4 protein-coding genes are annotated in these 17,174 nt (G+C 64.5%); all 4 read left to right on the top strand.

Annotated elements, in window-relative coordinates; all coding sequences use genetic code 11:
- Window positions 1-41 precede the first annotated feature (41 nt).
- The 4 genes from AC07W4_RS21505 to AC07W4_RS21490 all read left to right on the top strand — a co-directional run bounded on the left by AC07W4_RS21505 (window position 42) and on the right by AC07W4_RS21490 (window position 17,067).
- Window positions 42-1,100 carry a TauD/TfdA family dioxygenase gene (locus AC07W4_RS21505; protein WP_495033899.1) on the top strand — a complete coding sequence of 353 codons (1,059 nt, stop codon included), beginning with the start codon at window positions 42-44 and terminating at the stop codon, window positions 1,098-1,100.
- An 11-nt stretch (window positions 1,101-1,111) separates the two neighbouring features.
- Window positions 1,112-4,210 (top strand): non-ribosomal peptide synthetase, encoded by a 3,099-nt coding sequence (locus tag AC07W4_RS21500; protein ID WP_495033898.1) that lies wholly within the window; start codon window positions 1,112-1,114, stop codon window positions 4,208-4,210.
- On the top strand, window positions 4,207-16,008 hold the full coding sequence (locus AC07W4_RS21495; protein WP_495033897.1) for an amino acid adenylation domain-containing protein: 11,802 nt from the start codon (window positions 4,207-4,209) through the stop codon (window positions 16,006-16,008). The genes AC07W4_RS21500 and AC07W4_RS21495 overlap by 4 nt, the downstream gene beginning before the upstream one ends.
- A gap of 93 nt (window positions 16,009-16,101) precedes the next feature.
- Complete coding sequence (locus AC07W4_RS21490; RefSeq protein WP_495033896.1) at window positions 16,102-17,067, top strand: alpha/beta hydrolase; 966 nt, start codon at window positions 16,102-16,104, stop codon at window positions 17,065-17,067.
- Window positions 17,068-17,174: the final 107 nt, after the last annotated feature.

The following is a 17,174-nucleotide window of genomic DNA, read 5'->3' as shown; positions in this document are numbered from 1 at the left end:
GTGCCCTTGAGCGCCGCCGTCAACATTTTCTGGAGGGATTTATGACCGTTTCAACGACCAGGTCCATGCCCAGGATGGGCCGTGGTGCCCGCAAAAGCCTGTCCACCGATCCGACGCGGCTGGTGAGTTTTGCGCCGATGTTCGAAGGCCTGAGCATGCCGCTGGTGTGCCGTCCGGCCGTGTCCGGCGTGAGCCTGGTGGAATGGGCGGCCCAGAATCGCGCGCTGATCGAAAGCAAGCTGCTGGAACACGCGGTGATCCTGTTCCGTGGCTTCCAGGTGGCCGATATCGGCGAGTTCAACCGCTGCGTCGATGCGATTTCCGGCGGCGCGCTGGAGTACCTGTTTCGCGCCTCGCCACGGACCCAGATCAGCGGCCAGTTCAAGATCTACAGCTCCACCGACTACCCGGCGCCGGAAAAAATCTTCCCGCACAACGAACACTCGTATTCGCCGGTGTTCCCGCGTCACCTGTATTTCTACTGCGACACGCCGTCGACCACAGGCGGTGAAACGCCGTTCGGCGATACCCGCCGGATCCTCGCGCGGATCGACCCGGCGGTGCGCGAAGAATTTGCCCGTAAACGCATCATGTACGTGCGCAACTACGGCGACGGTATGGGCCTGCCATGGCAGACCGTGTTCCAGAGCGAGGATCGCGGCGAAATCGAGGCCTACTGCGCCAAAATCGGCATCCAGGCCGAGTGGAAACCGGGCAACCGCCTGCGCACCCGGCAGAACGGCCCGGCCATCGTGCGCCACCCGCTGACCGGCGAGTGCATCTGGTTCAACCACGGCACCTTCTTCAACGCGCTGACCCTGCCGGACAGCATCCGCGACAACCTGCTGCGTGAGTTCGGCCCGCAGGATTTGCCGCAGAACACCTTCTTCGGCGACGGCTCGCCGATTCCCGACGATGTGATTCGCCACCTGCAAGGCATCTACCGCGAGGTGATGGTCGAGTTCGCCTGGGAGAAAGGCGACGTGGTGCTGCTCGACAACATCCTCAGCGTGCATGCGCGCAACGAATTCACCGGCTACAGAAAAATCCTCACGGCCATGGCCATCGCGCAGAAAAGCGCCGACCTGGATCAGGAATAAGGACACTCGACATGAACACCACCGCCCTCGAACCTTTGGTAGACGTATTCCAGACTTCGGCCCAGCAGGCCTTTTATTTGCGTGCCCAGGAGCTGGGCGCACGGCCGCTGTTCGCCACCCTGACGTTGCCGGTCGCCCGGCCAGTGGATGCCCAGGCGTTGCGCAGGGCACTGGAAACCCTCGGCCAGCGCCATGAAACCCTGCGCACGCTGTACCGCCGCCTGCCGGGCATGAAGTGGCCGGTGCAAAGCCTGTGCGATGGCTTGCCGCTCACACTGCTGGGCAGCCAGCCTTCGGTGGCCGAGGCCTTGAGCCGCAGCCGCGAAGTCTTGGTTGAAGATTCGAATCAGGCGCTGGTGGTGGCGCAGGTTGAAGACGGAGCAGGGCAGCCTTTCATCACCCTGCTGGCCCCGGCATGCAGCTTCGATGAGGCATCGCTGCGGGTGCTGGCGAGTGAACTGGGCTGCCTGTTGCGCGGCGAAACCCTGGTCGAAGACGAGGACGCGCTGCAATACCTGGACTACAGCGCATGGCAGGAAGAACTGCGAGAGGAAGACATCGGCCACCAGGGCGCGGTGTTCTGGCGCAACCTGCAACAGCAGTTCGCCGTGGCCCATCGCTTGGCGTTCGAAAAAACCGTCGATGTCACGCTGGTTCGTCGTCAGGCAACGTTGATTGACGCCCAGTGGCTGGCTGGCGTGCAACGGGTCGCTGCCGGAGCTGGCGTTGAGGCAGAGCAATTGGAGCTCTTGCTGTGGACCGCATTCGTTGCGCGCATCGGCCATCAGGAAAAGCTGCTGATGGGCTGGCAGGTGGAGGGTCGCAACGAGCAAACCATCGCCACCCTCGGACGCTTCGCCCGGCGTTTGCCGGTGGCCTTCGAGCACCGCAGCCAGCAGACCCTGACGCAAGCGCTGGTGGCGTTTGCCGCCAGCGTCGAACAGTCGCTGTCGTGGCTCGACTGCCTCAACGAGTTCGAACTGAGCGCCGAAGGCACCGCGCCGCTGCGTTACGGTTTCGTCTATCAGGCCGCCATTGAAGGCGCTGTCGAGGTGGACGACGCTAACCCCGAAGTCCTGCGCCTGCGGGTGCAGGGCGATCAGTTGCAGTTGTCGTGTCTTGACGGTGCGCTGCCCGAATCAATGCTGGCCGAATGGCTGGAGCAGTTTGTCGAGTTCAGCCACCAATTGCTGGGGGCGCCCGAATTGACCCTGGCCCAGGCTGATCTGCTGAGTGCTGCGCAACGGACTCGCCTTATCGAAGGCTTCAACCCGAACGCCACCGAACAGGCATTGCCGTGTCGCTTCCTGCAAGAACTGTTCAGCGAACAGGCGCGCCTGCATCCGCAGCGCATTGCGGTGAGCGTCAACGGTGAGCGCCTGAGGTACGACGAACTCGATGCGCGTTCCAACCAAGTGGCCAATACCCTGCGCGCCCAAGGTGTCAAACCGGATCAGATCGTTGCGGTCTACGGCCAACGCTCGCTGGAAATGGTCATCGCCCTGTTGGGCACGCTCAAGGCCGGCGCTGCGTACTTGCCGCTGGACCCGAACTACCCGATCGAGCGGCTGGCGTTCATGCTCGCCGATACCGGCGCGCGCCATGTGCTGGCCTGCCAAGGGCTGCCGGATGCATTACGCAGTGAGCGGACCATTTCCCTGATGCCGGGGGCCGAAGTCTGGTCCGCCGCGCCAATCCGGCCTGAGCCACAGGGCGACAGCGCCAACCTGGCCTACGTCATCTACACCTCCGGTTCCACCGGCAAGCCCAAGGGCGTGATGATCAGCCATGCCAACGCCGTGGCCTCGACCCTGGCGCGCACTGCGTTTTATCGCCAGCCTCTGCGCGCGTTCCTGATGCTCTCGTCGTTCTCCTTCGATAGCTCGGTGGCCGGGGTTTTCTGGGCGCTGGGGCAGGGCGCGACCCTGTGCCTGCCGGACGAAGACAGCTACAAGGATCCGGCCCGACTGGCCGAGTTGATCCAGCGCGAAGAGGTTTCCCACTATCTGACCTTGCCGTCCTACCACGCACAGATTCTTGAACACCTCGATCGCCAGGCGCTGGCCTGTGTGATCGTCGCTGGCGAAGCCTGCGGCAACGCACTGGTGCAGCGACATCGCGAGGCGTTGCCGGGGGTGGCGCTGGTCAACGAATACGGCCCGACCGAAGGCACCGTCTGGTGTTCGGCCTGGGAACTGCCGCTTGACCAGGACGATGACAGCGTGCCGATCGGCCAGCCGATTGCCGGCATGCGCCTCCACGTGCTCGGCCCGGACCTGCAACCGGTGGCCGTGGGCGTCGAAGGCGAGTTGTATGTCGGCGGTGCCGGCATTGCCCGAGGTTATCTGCAACGGGCCCCGCTGACCGCCGAGCGTTTCGTCCCCGACCTGTTCGCGAAGGCGGCGGGCCAGCGCCTGTACCGCACCGGCGACCTGGCGCGCTATCGCGCCGATGGCGTGCTGGAGTATCTGGGCCGGGTCGATCACCAGGTGAAAATCCGCGGCTTTCGCATCGAACTGGGCGAAATCGAAGCGGCCATGCGCAGCGCGCCGGGCATCGAGGACGCCGCCGTGCTTGCCCGGGAAACCCCGACCGGCCCGCAACTGCTGGGCTTCGTGGTGTCCCCGGCCGACACCGCCGACATCCGCCTCAACGAATTGCGCAGCCATCTGGCCGAAGCGCTGCCCGAGCACCTGCAACCCGCGCGCTTGCAGGTGCTGGAGCGTTTCCCGCTGATGCCCAACGGCAAACTCAATCGCCAGGCCTTACTCGATCTCGACGTGCGCCGCAGCGTTTTTGTCGCACCGCGCAACGAACTGGAAAAAACCCTGGCGGCGATCTGGGCCGAAGCGCTGCACGTCGAACGCGTCGGCGTGCATGACAACTTCTTCGAACTCGGCGGGCACTCGCTGCTGGCCACGGGCATTCGTGCGCGGATTCAGGAAAAACTGAACCTGGCGATCCCGCTCAAGCTGTTTTTCGACGGTGACACCCTGGAACGACTGGCGGCGCAGATCGAGCAGTTCCGTCAGCACAGTAAACATAAAGAAAACGATGTAGACGCCCTTGAAGCGTTGTTCGACGAAGTGGATGAGGAACACGCGCGATGAGTGCCGCACCGGACAGAATGATGACCCTGGCCCAGCGTTTCTGCGGCTTGAGCGCGGACGCCCGGCGTGCGTTGCAACAGAAGATGCACGCCCAGGGGCTGACCCTGGAACTGCTGCCGATCCCGCCGCGGGACCGCAGCGTCGACACGCTGCCCGCGTCCTATGCGCAACAACGCTTGTGGTTCCTCTGGCAGATGCAGCCCCAGGCCACGGCCTACAACCTGACCGGTGCCTTCCGCCTCAATGGCGAGCTGAACCGCGATGCATTGGCGCAGACCCTGGCGACACTGGTGCAACGTCATGAGGTGTTGCGTACCACGTTCGTCTTCGACGAACAGCAGGTGCTGCAGCACATCCACCCGCAGATGGACACCCCGCTGGTCGAGGTCATTGCCACCGACGACATCGAACTGCAACGCCAGATCGCCCTGAACGCCGAGCAGCCGTTCGACCTGCAGCACGGCCCATTGATGCGCTGCCGCTTGATCCGCCTCGATGTCCGGCAACATGTGCTGGTGCTGACCTTCCACCACATCGTCACCGACGGCGGCTCGCTGCCGATCCTGTTGCAGGAGTTCACCCGACTGTATGCGCAACTGAGTGCCGGGCAGCCTGCGCAGCTGCCGGAGCCGGGCATCCAGTACGCCGACTTCGCCCGCTGGCAGCGCCTGTGGCTGGAGGCCGGCGAGGCCGAGCGCCAGCTCGATTACTGGCGTGGGCAGTTGGGCAATGAACACCCGCCACTGAACCTGCCGACCGACCGTCGTCGTCCGGCGATCCCGAGCCAGAAGGGGGCCAACGTCGAGCTGGAAATCTCCACTGCGTTGACCGCCCAACTGCGGGATCTTGCCCGCAGCGAAGGCTGCACCCTGTTTATGGTACTGATGGCGGCATTGCAGACGTTGCTGCATCGCTACAGCGGCGAGCAGGACATTCGCGTCGGCGTGCCAATTGCCAACCGTACCCGCCAGGACGTGGAAAACCTGCTGGGCTTTTTCGTCAACACCCAGGTGCTGCGCAGCCAGCCACGGGCCGACCAGCCGTTTGGGCAATTGCTGGCCGAGATCAAGGCCGCGGCACTCGGCGCACAGGCCCATCAGGACCTGCCGTTCGAGCAACTGGTCGATGGCCTGGGCGTGGAACGCAGCCTGAGCCACACGCCGCTGTTCCAGGTGATGTTCAACCACCAGCGTGACAGTGGCGGCCCGCAACGTTGGGACCTGCCGGGGCTGAGCGTCGAACCGCTGATCTGGGATGAGAAAACCACCAAGTTCGACCTGATGCTCGACACCGTCGAGGGCGACGAGGGCATCCATGCGTCGTTTGTCTACGCCACCGAACTGTTCGACGCCTCGACCATCGAGCGCCTCGGCCGGCACTGGCTGAACCTGTTACAGGCGATTTGCGCTGACAGCACGGTAGCCCTGGCGGACCTGCGCATGCTCGACGTCGCCGAGCAACAGGCCACCTTGCTCGACTGGAATCGCAGTGCCGGGTTGAACAGCGATCAGGCGAACCTGATGTGCGCCCATCAACTGATCGAAGCCCAGGCCGCCGCGCACCCGAACAACATCGCCGTGACCTGCGATGGCGTCACCCTCACTTACGCCGAACTGAACCGCCGCGCCAATCGCATCGCCCATCGCCTGCGCGAGCGCGGCGTCGGCCCGGACGTGTTGGTGGGCATCGCCCTGGAGCGGTCGCTGGAGATGATCGTCAGCCTGCTGGCGATCCTCAAGGCCGGTGGCGCCTACGTGCCGCTGGACCCGGAGTACCCGCAGGATCGCCTGGCCTACATGCTCGCCGACAGCGGCACGCGCCTGCTGCTGACCGCTTCGACTCTGATGCCGCGCCTGCCGTTGAACGAAGGCATTGAAGTGATCTGCCTCGATCACGCCAGCGATTGGCTCGATGAGGCCAGCGCCGACAACCTGCCGAACCTGACCGTTGCCGCGAACCTGGCCTACGTCATCTACACCTCCGGTTCCACCGGCAAACCCAAGGGTACGCTGCTGCCCCACAGCAACCTGACCCGCCTGTTCAGTGCCACCGGGCACTGGTTCGGTTTCAACGCCGACGATGTCTGGAGCCTGTTCCACTCCTATGCCTTCGACTTTTCCGTGTGGGAAATCTTTGGCGCGTTGTTCTACGGCGGCAAACTGGTGGTGGTGCCCCACGCGGTCAGCCGCTCCCCGGAGGACTTCACCCGCTTGCTCAGTGACGAGCGTGTCACCGTGCTCAACCAGACGCCCTCGGCCTTCCGCCAGTTGATGCCGTTCGCCTGCGCCGATGCGCAAAACATGGCCCTGCGTTATGTGGTGTTCGGTGGCGAGGCGCTGGATGTAGCCAGCCTGCGTCCGTGGTATGACGCCTTCGACGACCGGCAGCCGTTGCTGATCAACATGTACGGCATCACCGAAACCACCGTGCACGTGACCTGCCGACCGCTGTCCCGCGCCGACCTCGATGGCGCCAACAGCTCGCCGCTGGGGGAACCGATAGCCGATCTGCGCTGGTACGTGCTCGACCCGCGCCTGAACCCGGTGGCCAAGGGTTGCGTCGGTGAACTGTACGTCGGCGGTGCCGGCTTGGCGCGTGGCTACCACCAGCGTGCCGACCTGACCGCCACGCGGTTTGTCCCGGATCTGTTCGCCGCCGAGTCGGGCGCACGCCTGTACCGCACCGGCGATCTGGCGCGGTACTGCGCCGACGGCAGCATTGAGTACGCCGGGCGCATCGACCATCAAGTGAAGATCCGTGGCTTTCGCATCGAGCTGGGGGAAATCCAGGATCGCCTGCAAAGCCATCCGGCCATCGAGCAGGCGCTGGTGCTGGCGCCCGAGGTCAATGGCAGCCCGCAACTGGTGGCGTGGTTCACCGCGACCAACGACGACAAGGATTTGCGCCAGTCCCTGCGCGAACATTTGCAGGCCGGTTTGCCGGATTACATGGTGCCGACACACTTGATCAAACTCGATCAGTGGCCGCTGACCAGCAACGGCAAGCTTGATCGCAACGCGCTACCCAAGCCCGACGCCGCGCTGGCGCAACAGGCTTACTCGGCACCGTTGGACGAGATGCAGGCTGCATTGGCGGCGATCTGGCAAGACGTGCTCAAGCTCGAGCGCGTGGGCATCGACGATAACTTCTTCGAACTGGGCGGCGACTCGATCATCTCGATCCAGGTGGTCAGCCGGGCGCGTCAGGTCGGGATTCGCATCACCCCGCGGGACCTGTTCCAGCACCAGACCGTGCAGAGCCTGGCGAAGGTCGCGGTACGCAGCGCCGGGTTGCTCATCGACCAGGGGCTGGTGCGCGGCGAGGTGTTGCTGACGCCGATCCAGCACTGGTTCTTCGAGCAGGACATCGAGGCCCGTCATCACTGGAACCAGTCGCTGCTGCTGGAACTGCGCGAGCCGCTGGACAGTGCCAGCCTGCACCAGGCCTTGGCCGCGCTGGTGGAGCATCACGATGCATTGCGCCTGCGTTTGCGTAATGTCGATGGCGTCTGGCAACAGGCCCAGGCCGAGCAGTGGAACAGCGCCGAGGTGCTGTGGCAGCGCCAGGCCGCCAATGCCGATGAACTGCTGGAACTGTGCAACGCCGCGCAGGCCAGCCTGAATCTGCAGGCCGGCCCGCTGTTGCGCGCCTTGCTGGTGGACATGGGCACGGCGGGTCAACGCTTGCTGCTGGTGGTGCATCACCTGGCGGTGGACGGCGTGTCCTGGCGATTGCTGCTGGAAGATTTGCAAACCGCCTATCAACAAGCGCAGCACGCTCAACCCCTGCGTCTGCCGTCGAAAACCAGCGCCTATCAGGCCTGGGCCGCTCGCCTGCAATCCCATGCGCAAAGTGCTGAATTGGCTAGCCAGGCCGGTTACTGGCAAGACCAGTACTGCGACGTGCGGGTGGAACTGCCCGCCGACAATCCCCAAGGCAGCCTGGCCAGCCAGCATGCCGTGAGCGTGGAAACCGTGCTCGACAACACCTTGACCCGCCAACTGCTGCAAGACGCCCCGGCAGCTTACCGTACCCAGGTCAACGACCTGTTGTTGACGGCGCTGGCGCGGGTGTTGGGCAACTGGACCGGTCAAACTTCGACCCTGGTGAAACTGGAAGGCCATGGCCGCGAAGACCTGTTCGACGACATCGACCTGACCCGCACCCTGGGCTGGTTCACCTCGATTTTCCCGGTGAAACTCACCCCGGCTACTGATCTGGCCGGCAGCATCAAAGCAGTCAAGGAACAGCTGCGCGCCGTGCCCGACAAAGGCATCGGTTTCGGCATCCTGCGCTATCTGGCCGCCGCCGGCCTTGAGGATCTGCCGTCGCCGCAGGTCACCTTCAACTACATGGGCCAGTTCGACGCCAGCTTCGACGAGCAAGCGCCGTGGCGTCCGGCCCGGGAAAACGGTGGCGCCGAGCAGGGCGCATCGGCCGAACCGGACCGGGGCCTGAGCATCAACGGCCAGGTCTACGCCGGGCAGCTGCGCCTGAGCTGGACCTTCAGCGGTGAAGTGTTCAACCCACAGACCGTACAGCGTCTGGCCGATGCCTACGCCCTGGAACTGCAACAGCTGATCGAACATTGCCTCAGCGGTGCCGGCGGGTTGACCCCGAGCGACGTGCCGCTGGTACGCGTCGATCAGGCGCAACTGGATGCCTTGCCACTGACGGCCAGCCAGATCGAAGACATCCTGCCGCTGTCGCCGATGCAGCAAGGCATGTTGTTCCACAGCCTGTTCGCCCCGGATGCCGGTGCCTACGTGCCGCAGATGCGCGTGGATGTGCAGGGTCTCGACGTCGAGGTGTTCCGCGATGCCTGGCAACAGACGCTGCAACGCCATGAAGTGTTGCGTGCGGCGTTCTTCAGCGAAAGCAACGGCTCGCGGCCGCTGCAAGTGATCCTGGCCGACGCCAGGCTGCCGATGAGCCTGCTCGACTGGCGCGACCGGCCTGATCTGCCGCACGCGCTGGAGCGACTGGCCGAGGAAGATCGCCTGCGCGGTTTCGACCTGACGGCGGCACCGCTGCTGCGCCTGACCCTGGTGCAGACCGCCCATGACAGCCATCACCTGATCTTCACCAACCACCACATACTGCTGGATGGCTGGAGCACCTCGCAGTTGTTCGGCGAAGTGCTGCAACGCTACTCCGGTGTCATGCCGGCGCCGGGTGTTGGCCGTTATCGCGACTACATGAGCTGGCTGGGCACCCGTGACCGCGCTGCGTGCGAAGGGTTCTGGCTGGAGCAATTGCAGGCGTTCACCGAGCCGACCCGCCTGGCCGGCGCCTTGCCGGGGCCGGTTGCAGGGCAGGGCAGCGGTCATCGCACCCTGCACCTCAACCTGGACCGCGCGGCCACCGAGCGCCTGAGCGGGTTCGCCGGCCAGGCCCGCGTCACGCCCAACACCCTGCTGCAAGCCGCCTGGCTGTTGATATTGCAGCGCTACACCGGCCAGTCGACGGTGGCGTTCGGCGCCACGGTGTCGGGGCGTCCGAGTGAACTGCAAGGCATCGAGCAGCAGATCGGGTTGTTCATCAACACCTTGCCGGTGATCGCCTCGCCGCACCCCGAGCGCACGGTCAGCCAATGGATCGATGAAGTCCAGGCACTCAACCTCAGGTTGCGCGAAGTCGAGTACACGCCGCTGGCGGACGTGCAGCGCTGGGCCGGTCACTCTGGCGAAGCGCTGTTCGACACCCTGCTGGTGTTTGAAAACTACCCGGTGGCGCAAGCGTTGGAGGAGGGCAACAGAAGCGCGCTGAAGTTCTCCGGCATCCGTCACCACGATCAGACCAGTTTCCCGCTGGCCATTGCCGCCGAGCTGGGCGAATGCCTGGACCTGCGTTTCAACTACGACACGGCGCTGTTCAGCGCCGAGGCCATCGAAGGCTTGAGCACACGTCTGCTGGCGTTGCTCGATGCCATGGTCAGTGCGCCGCAACAGCCATTGGGGCGCTTGAGCCTGCTCGATGCCGCACAAACGGCGCAGCAAGTCGAAGGCTTCAACCGTACCGCACAGGTCTGGGCGGATGTGCGCCCGGTCTACCAGTGCTTCGAAGCCCAGGTGCTGCAAACCCCGGAGGCTCCGGCCCTGGTGTTTGCCGGCCGGACCCTGAGTTATCGCCAGCTCAACCAACAGGCCAACCGACTGGCGCACTACCTGCGTAGCCAGGGCGTCGGTGCCGAAGTGTTGGTGGGCATTGCCGCTGAGCGTTCGCTGGAACTGGTGATCGGCCTGCTGGCGATCATGAAGGCCGGTGGCACCTACGTGCCGCTGGACCCGGACTACCCGCGCGAACGCCTGGAACACATGTTCGACGACAGCGGCGTGCACCTGCTGCTGACCCAGCGGCATCTGCTTGAGCAGTTGCCGATTCCGCCCGCCACCACGGCGATTTGTCTCGACGACATGGCCGATTTGCTGGACGGCCTGAGCGACGAAAACCTGCCCTGCGTGGTCGAGCTGCAATCGCTGGCCTACATGATCTACACCTCCGGCTCCACCGGCAAACCCAAGGGCGCGGCCAACCGTCACGATGCCTTGTACAACCGCCTGGCGTGGATGCAGGGCGCGTACCCACTGGACGGGCGCGACACCGTATTGCAGAAAACCCCGTTCAGTTTCGACGTGTCGGTCTGGGAGTTCTTCTGGCCGCTGATGGTGGGTGCACGCCTTGCCGTGGCCGAACCGGGTGCCCATCGCGATCCGGCGCAACTGGTCAGCCTGATCGAGCAGTACCGGGTCAGCACCCTGCATTTCGTGCCGTCGATGTTGCAGGCGTTTGTCCAGGGCGAAGGCTTCGAGCGTTGCGCCAGCCTGCGGCAGATTATGTGCAGCGGCGAAGCCCTGTCGGCGGACTTGCAGCACAGCCTGTTCCGCGTGCTGCCCAGCGTTGGCCTGTACAACCTCTACGGCCCGACCGAAGCGGCCATCGACGTGACCCACTGGACCTGTATCGACGACGGCGGCTTCAGCGTGCCGATCGGTTATCCGATTGCCAACCTGGTGACCTACATCCTCGACGACAGCCTGCAACCACAAGTCCAAGGTTGCGTCGGTGAGCTGTACCTGGGCGGTATCGGCCTGGCCCGTGGTTATCACAACCGTGCGGACCTGACCGCCGAGCGCTTTGTCGCCAGCCCGTTCGGTCAGCAGGGCGAGCGCCTGTACCGCACCGGCGACCTGGCGCGTTATCGCGAGGACGGTGTGATCGAATACGTCGGCCGCATCGACCATCAAGTGAAGATCCGCGGCTTGCGCATCGAACTGGGGGAAATCGAAGCCTGCCTGCTGGAGCATCCACAGGTGCGCGAAGCCGTGGTGATCGCCATGGACGTTGGCAAATCCAAGCAATTGGTGGCTTACATCGTAGGTGATGCCGCTGTTGATCGTCTCAAGCAACACCTGCGCAACGCGCTGCCAGAGCACATGCAGCCGAGCCACGTGTTGCTGCTTGATCTGTTGCCGGTGACACCCAACGGCAAGCTCGACCGCCGCGCGCTGCCGCAGCCGGACCAGCAGGTTCGCGAGTATGTGGCGCCGCGCAATGCCGTGGAATCGACGTTGCAAGGGGTGTGGCAGGCGTTGTTCGAAGTGCCGCAAGTGGGCATGCACGACAACTTCTTCGAACTGGGCGGTGATTCCATCGTTTCGATCCAGGTCGTCAGCCGCGCACGCAAGGCCGGCTTGAGCATTTCGCCCAAGCATGTGTTCAGCCATCCGACCCTCTCCGAACTGGCAACGCTCGCCCAACCGGTCGAGGCGGATCAAGCCGTGCCGACGGTGGTTGCCGCCGCAAAAATCGAACTGAGTGAAGCGCAATATCAGGCGCTGGAACTGACGGCGGACGAAGTCGAGGACGTTTATCCGCTGTCGCCGATGCAGCAAGGCATGCTCTTCCACTCAGTGCAGGACGGCGACTCGGGGCTGTACGTCAACCAGATCGAAGTGGGCGTGCGCGGCGTGGATGGCGCGCGTTTCCGTGAAGCCTGGGCCGATGCCGCCCGGCGTCACGGGATCCTGCGCACCGCATTCCTCTGGGAAGGTGACAGGGAACCATTGCAAGTGGTGCTGCGCGATGCGCCTTCGTTGTTGACCGAGCTGGACTGGCGCGGGCTGGATGATCAGCCTGAGCGCGTCCGCCAACTGGCCCTGGAGGAGCGCGAACGCGGATTCTCGCTCAATCGCGCCCCCTTGTTGCGCCTGTTGCTGGTGCGTCTGGAAGACGACCGCTATCGCCTGATCTGGACCTACCACCACATCCTCATGGACGGCTGGAGCGTGTCGCGCCTGATCGGTGAAGTGCTGCGCCATTACAGCGGTGAAGAGCACGAGCCGGTGGCCGCCTATCGCGACTACATCGACTGGCTCGGCCAGCAAGTCGCCGAGGCCAGCGAGGCCTTCTGGAAAGGCAAGCTCAGTAACCTCGAAGGCGCCGCCCACCTGGCCCGCGCACTGCCGGTCAAAGCGCCGCAAGCGGGTTATCATGCGATCTACACGCACCTGAGCGCCGGGCAGACTGCGGGTTTGCAGGCCTTTGCCCAGCAACAGCAAGTGACCCTCAACACACTGGTGCAAGCCGCGTGGCTGCTGCTGTTGCAGCGCTACACCGGCCAGCGCACGGTGACCTTCGGCGCCACCGTGTCCGGGCGTCCGGAAACCCTCAACGGCTCGGAGAACATGCTCGGGCTGTTCATCAACACCTTGCCGGTGGTCAACAGCGTGCCGACTGACGTCAGCGTCGGTGACTGGCTGCGCGAAATCCAGGCCTGCAACCTCGACATCCGCGACTTCCAGCAAACCCCGCTCAGTGATATCCAGCGCTGGGCCGGGCAGGGCGGGCAGTCGTTGTTCGACAGCATCATCGTGTTCGAAAACCAGCCGGTGGACCGCACCCTGCGCGAGTGGAACGGTGATTCCCTGCGCTTTGAAGATGTCTGCGATTTCGGCCTGACCAGCTTCGCCATGGACCTGATGGTCAGCCTCGACGAAGGGCTGCGCATCGAGTACATGCACCAGCGCGACCAGTTCGACCTGGCCACCGTCGAAACCCTGCGCAGCCACATGGAAAGCCTGATGCAGCGCCTGTGCGACGACGCCGGGCGCGCCGTCGGCGAGCTGGGCCTGCTGACCCCGGACGAAGGCCAGGCGCTGGACGGCGAACTGCCAGTGGTGGCTGACGGTAACGAGACGCCGGTGCACGAGCTGATTCGTCAGCGTGCGCGACTGCAACCGGATCACACTGCATTGGTCTTGAGTTATGCCGACCGCGATGTCGAACACCTGAGCTACGCCGAGCTGGACCGGCGCTCCGATGCGTTGGCGGTGCATCTGCTGGAACAAGGCGTGCAGGCCGAAGACGTGATCGGCGTGTTCATGGAGCGTTCGCTGGAGCTGGTGGTGTCGCTGCTGGCAGTGATGAAGTGTGGCGCCGCCTACGTGCCGCTGGACCCGCAATACCCGCAGGAACGCCTGCGCTACATGATGGCCGACAGCGACATGCGCCTGCTGCTGACCCAGGAGCGGCTGCGCGATAGCGCGCAACTCAATTCGGGCACGGCGATGGTCTCGGTGGATCGCTTGAACCTCGACGTCGAGGCGCCGGCGCCGCAACGCGCGGTGCACGCCGAGCAACTGGCCTACCTGATCTACACCTCGGGTTCGACCGGCAAACCGAAGAGCGTCGCCGTCGCCCACGGACCACTGAGCATGCACGTACAGGCCATCGCCGAGCTGTACGAAATGGACCTGGGCAACCGCGAACTGCATTTCATGTCGTTCGCCTTCGACGGTGCCCATGAACGCTGGATCACCGCGCTGATCAGCGGCTCGACCCTGGTTATTCGTGACAATACGTTGTGGACCGCCGAACAGACCCTGGCCGTGCTGCACCGCCAGCGCATCAGCGTCGCCTGCTTCCCGCCGGCATACCTGCTGCAACTGGCCGAGCACGCCGAACTGCAGGGCGGTGATCCACCGCCTGTGCGCATCTACTGCTTCGGTGGCGATGCGGTGCCGGACGCCACGTTCGAGCGGGTCAAGCACACACTCAGGCCGCAATACCTGGTCAACGGCTACGGCCCGACGGAAACCGTGGTCACGCCACTGCTGTGGAAAATCGCCGCCGATGGCCAGTGCCAAGCGATGTACGCGCCGATTGGCCAGCGCGTCGGCGCCCGCAGCCTGCACGTGCTGGACATGGACCTCAACCCGCTGCCGGTGGGCATGGTCGGCGAGCTGTACATCGGCGGACGGGGCGTCGCGCGGGGCTACCATCGCCACCCGTTGCAATCTGCCGAGCGTTTCGTCGCCGACCCGTTCAGCAGCGAAGGCGGGCGCCTGTACCGCACCGGCGACCTGGTGCGCCGTCGCGAGGATGGCGTGTTCGACTACGTCGGGCGCATCGACCATCAGGTCAAGGTGCGCGGCTTCCGCATCGAGCTGGGCGAAATCGAAGCCCGCTTGCGCGAGCAGGCCGGGGTCAACGATGCGCTGGTGGTGGTGCGTGACAACGGGCAAGGGCCGCAACTGGTGGGCTATGTGGTGGCGGCGCAAGACGATGGCCTCGGCCCGCGTTGCCAGGCGGCATTGCGCGAGAGCCTGCCCGACTACATGGTACCGACGCAGGTCGTGGTGCTGCCGCGCTTCCCGCTGACCCCCAACGGCAAGCTCGACCGCAAGGCCTTGCCGGATCCGGCCTTCACCGGTCGCGACTACGTGGCGCCGCGCACGCCGCTGGAATGGGCGCTGGCGGACATCTGGCAGCAGGTGCTGGGCATCGAGAAAGTCGGCATTACCGACAACTTCTTCGAGTTGGGCGGCGATTCGCTGCGCACCCTCAAGGTGATCTCGAAAGTCCGTGCCCTGAATGAGCCTGGCTTCCAGCTCAAGCTGCGGGACATGATGGCCAAGCCGACGATTGTCGGGTTGTCCGGTGTCGATGAACAGCCGCTGCGGCAGAGTCCGCAACCGCTGTTGCTGCTCAACCAGGTGGTGAATGATCAGCCGCCGCTGTTCTGCCTGCACGCCGGTTTCGGCACAGTGTTCGATTACGAGCCATTGGCCCGGCGCCTGGAGGGCGAGCGCACGGTGTACGGCGTGCAATGCCGGATGCTGCTCGACCGACAGTGGCACGACACCTCGCTTTTGCAGATGGCCGCCGATTACGTCGAGGCGATCCGCGCCCGGCAACCCCGGGGCCCGTACCACGTGCTGGGCTGGTCGCTGGGCGGGGCGCTGGCGTTGATGGTGAGTGAGCTGTTCGAACAGCAGGGCCAGCGTGTGGCATTCGTCGGTCTGGTGGACAGCTTTGTGCCGACCCAGGCCAATGCCGTTGCCAGTGTGGATGAGTGGCGTGTGGATCTGGCCGGGTTCCTCGGTGCCACCTTGGGCATGGATGGCGCGGTGATTGCCCAGGCATTGAGCGCAGAGATGGCGGGAGACCACGACGCCGTGGCGCGGATCATTCGCGCGGTGATCGACAGCCAAAGCGATCAGGCCAGCGGTTATGCGCTGCTCGGCGCCGACGAATTGGCCCACACGTTCATGGTCAGCACGCGCTTGAAGACGCTGTCGCGGCAGGTCGACACCCTGCCGATACCGCAAGCCGGGCTGCATTGCTGGTGGGCCGATGGCAACCCGACGGCCGAACGCGCCACGCTCGAACGCCAGCAACCGCGACTGCGACAGGTGCAAACGGTGACGGCTGGCCACTTCGATATTTTGCAGCAGGATGAGTGTCTGGATGCGGTGGTAGCGCTGCTTGGCCGGGAGGTGGTGCCGCAGCTCTAGGGTGTGCACGCGACAAAAAAAGCTCGCCCTAATGAACGGTCCTCACGGTTCGTTTATTAGGCGAGCCTGTTTATTTTTTGGAGACTACCGCCCATGGCACTGCACCCGGACATCGAAGGTTTTCTGGAGCTGGTCGAGTTCGGCCGCCTCAGCGGCAAAAGCCAACCCATGCATGAGCTGACTCCTGGCGAAGCGCGGCAGCAATTCGAACAGACGTCGCAGTTGCTCGATGCCGCTCCGACGGGCGCGTTGACGGTGACGGCGGTCAGCATGCCTGCGCGGGACGGGCATTTGCTCAATGCGCGGCTGTACGCCAAGCCGCAACCGGACAACGAGCCACGCCCGGTGTTGTTGTACTTCCATGGTGGCGGGTACGTGGTGGGCAGCCTCGATTCCCACGACACCCTGTGCCGGCGTCTGGCGCTGGCAGGGGAGTTTGCCGTGTTGTCGGCGGATTATCGGCTGGCGCCGGCACACCGTTTCCCCACCGCTTACAACGATGCCGAAGACGTGACGCGCTGGCTGGCTATTACCGGTGCTCAAGCCTTGGGACTGGACGTGAGGCGCATAGCGCTCGCGGGGGACAGCGTCGGCGGCAGCCTGGTGGCATCGCTGTGCATCGCCATTGCCCAGGACCCGCCGGGATGGCCGCTGGTGCCGCGCCTGCAAGTGTTGCTGTACCCGGTGATCGACGCGGTAAAAAAACGCCCGTCCCTGGAGCGATTCGCCGAAGGCTATCTGCTGGAGGCCACCACGCTGCAATGGTTCTACCAGCAATACCAACGCAGCGAAGCGGACCGTGCCGACTGGCGTTTTTCACCGCTGTACGCCGAGGGCCTGGAAAACCTGACGCCGACGGTGCTGTGGCTGGCCGAGTACGATCCGTTGCTCGATGAAGGCCTGGCCTGGGCCGAGAAACTGCGTGCGGCGGGGCAACCCCTGGTGCTGGAGGTCAAGGCCGGCATGACCCACGACTTTGCGCGCATGGGCGAAATGGTCCAGGAAGTGCCGGAGATGCTGGTGCAACTGGCGACGCAGATTGGCGAGAGTTTGGCCTGACATATGGCGTAGTGATCAGCGACACCGTACCCCCTGTGGGAGCGGGCTTGCTCGCGAAAGCGATATTTCAGCCGACACATAAGTTGCCTGACACACCGCCTTCGCGA

The sequence above is a fragment of the Pseudomonas sp. GW821-FHT02A08 genome (genome assembly GCF_059422045.1).
This window is presented reverse-complemented; position numbering and strand designations above follow the sequence as displayed.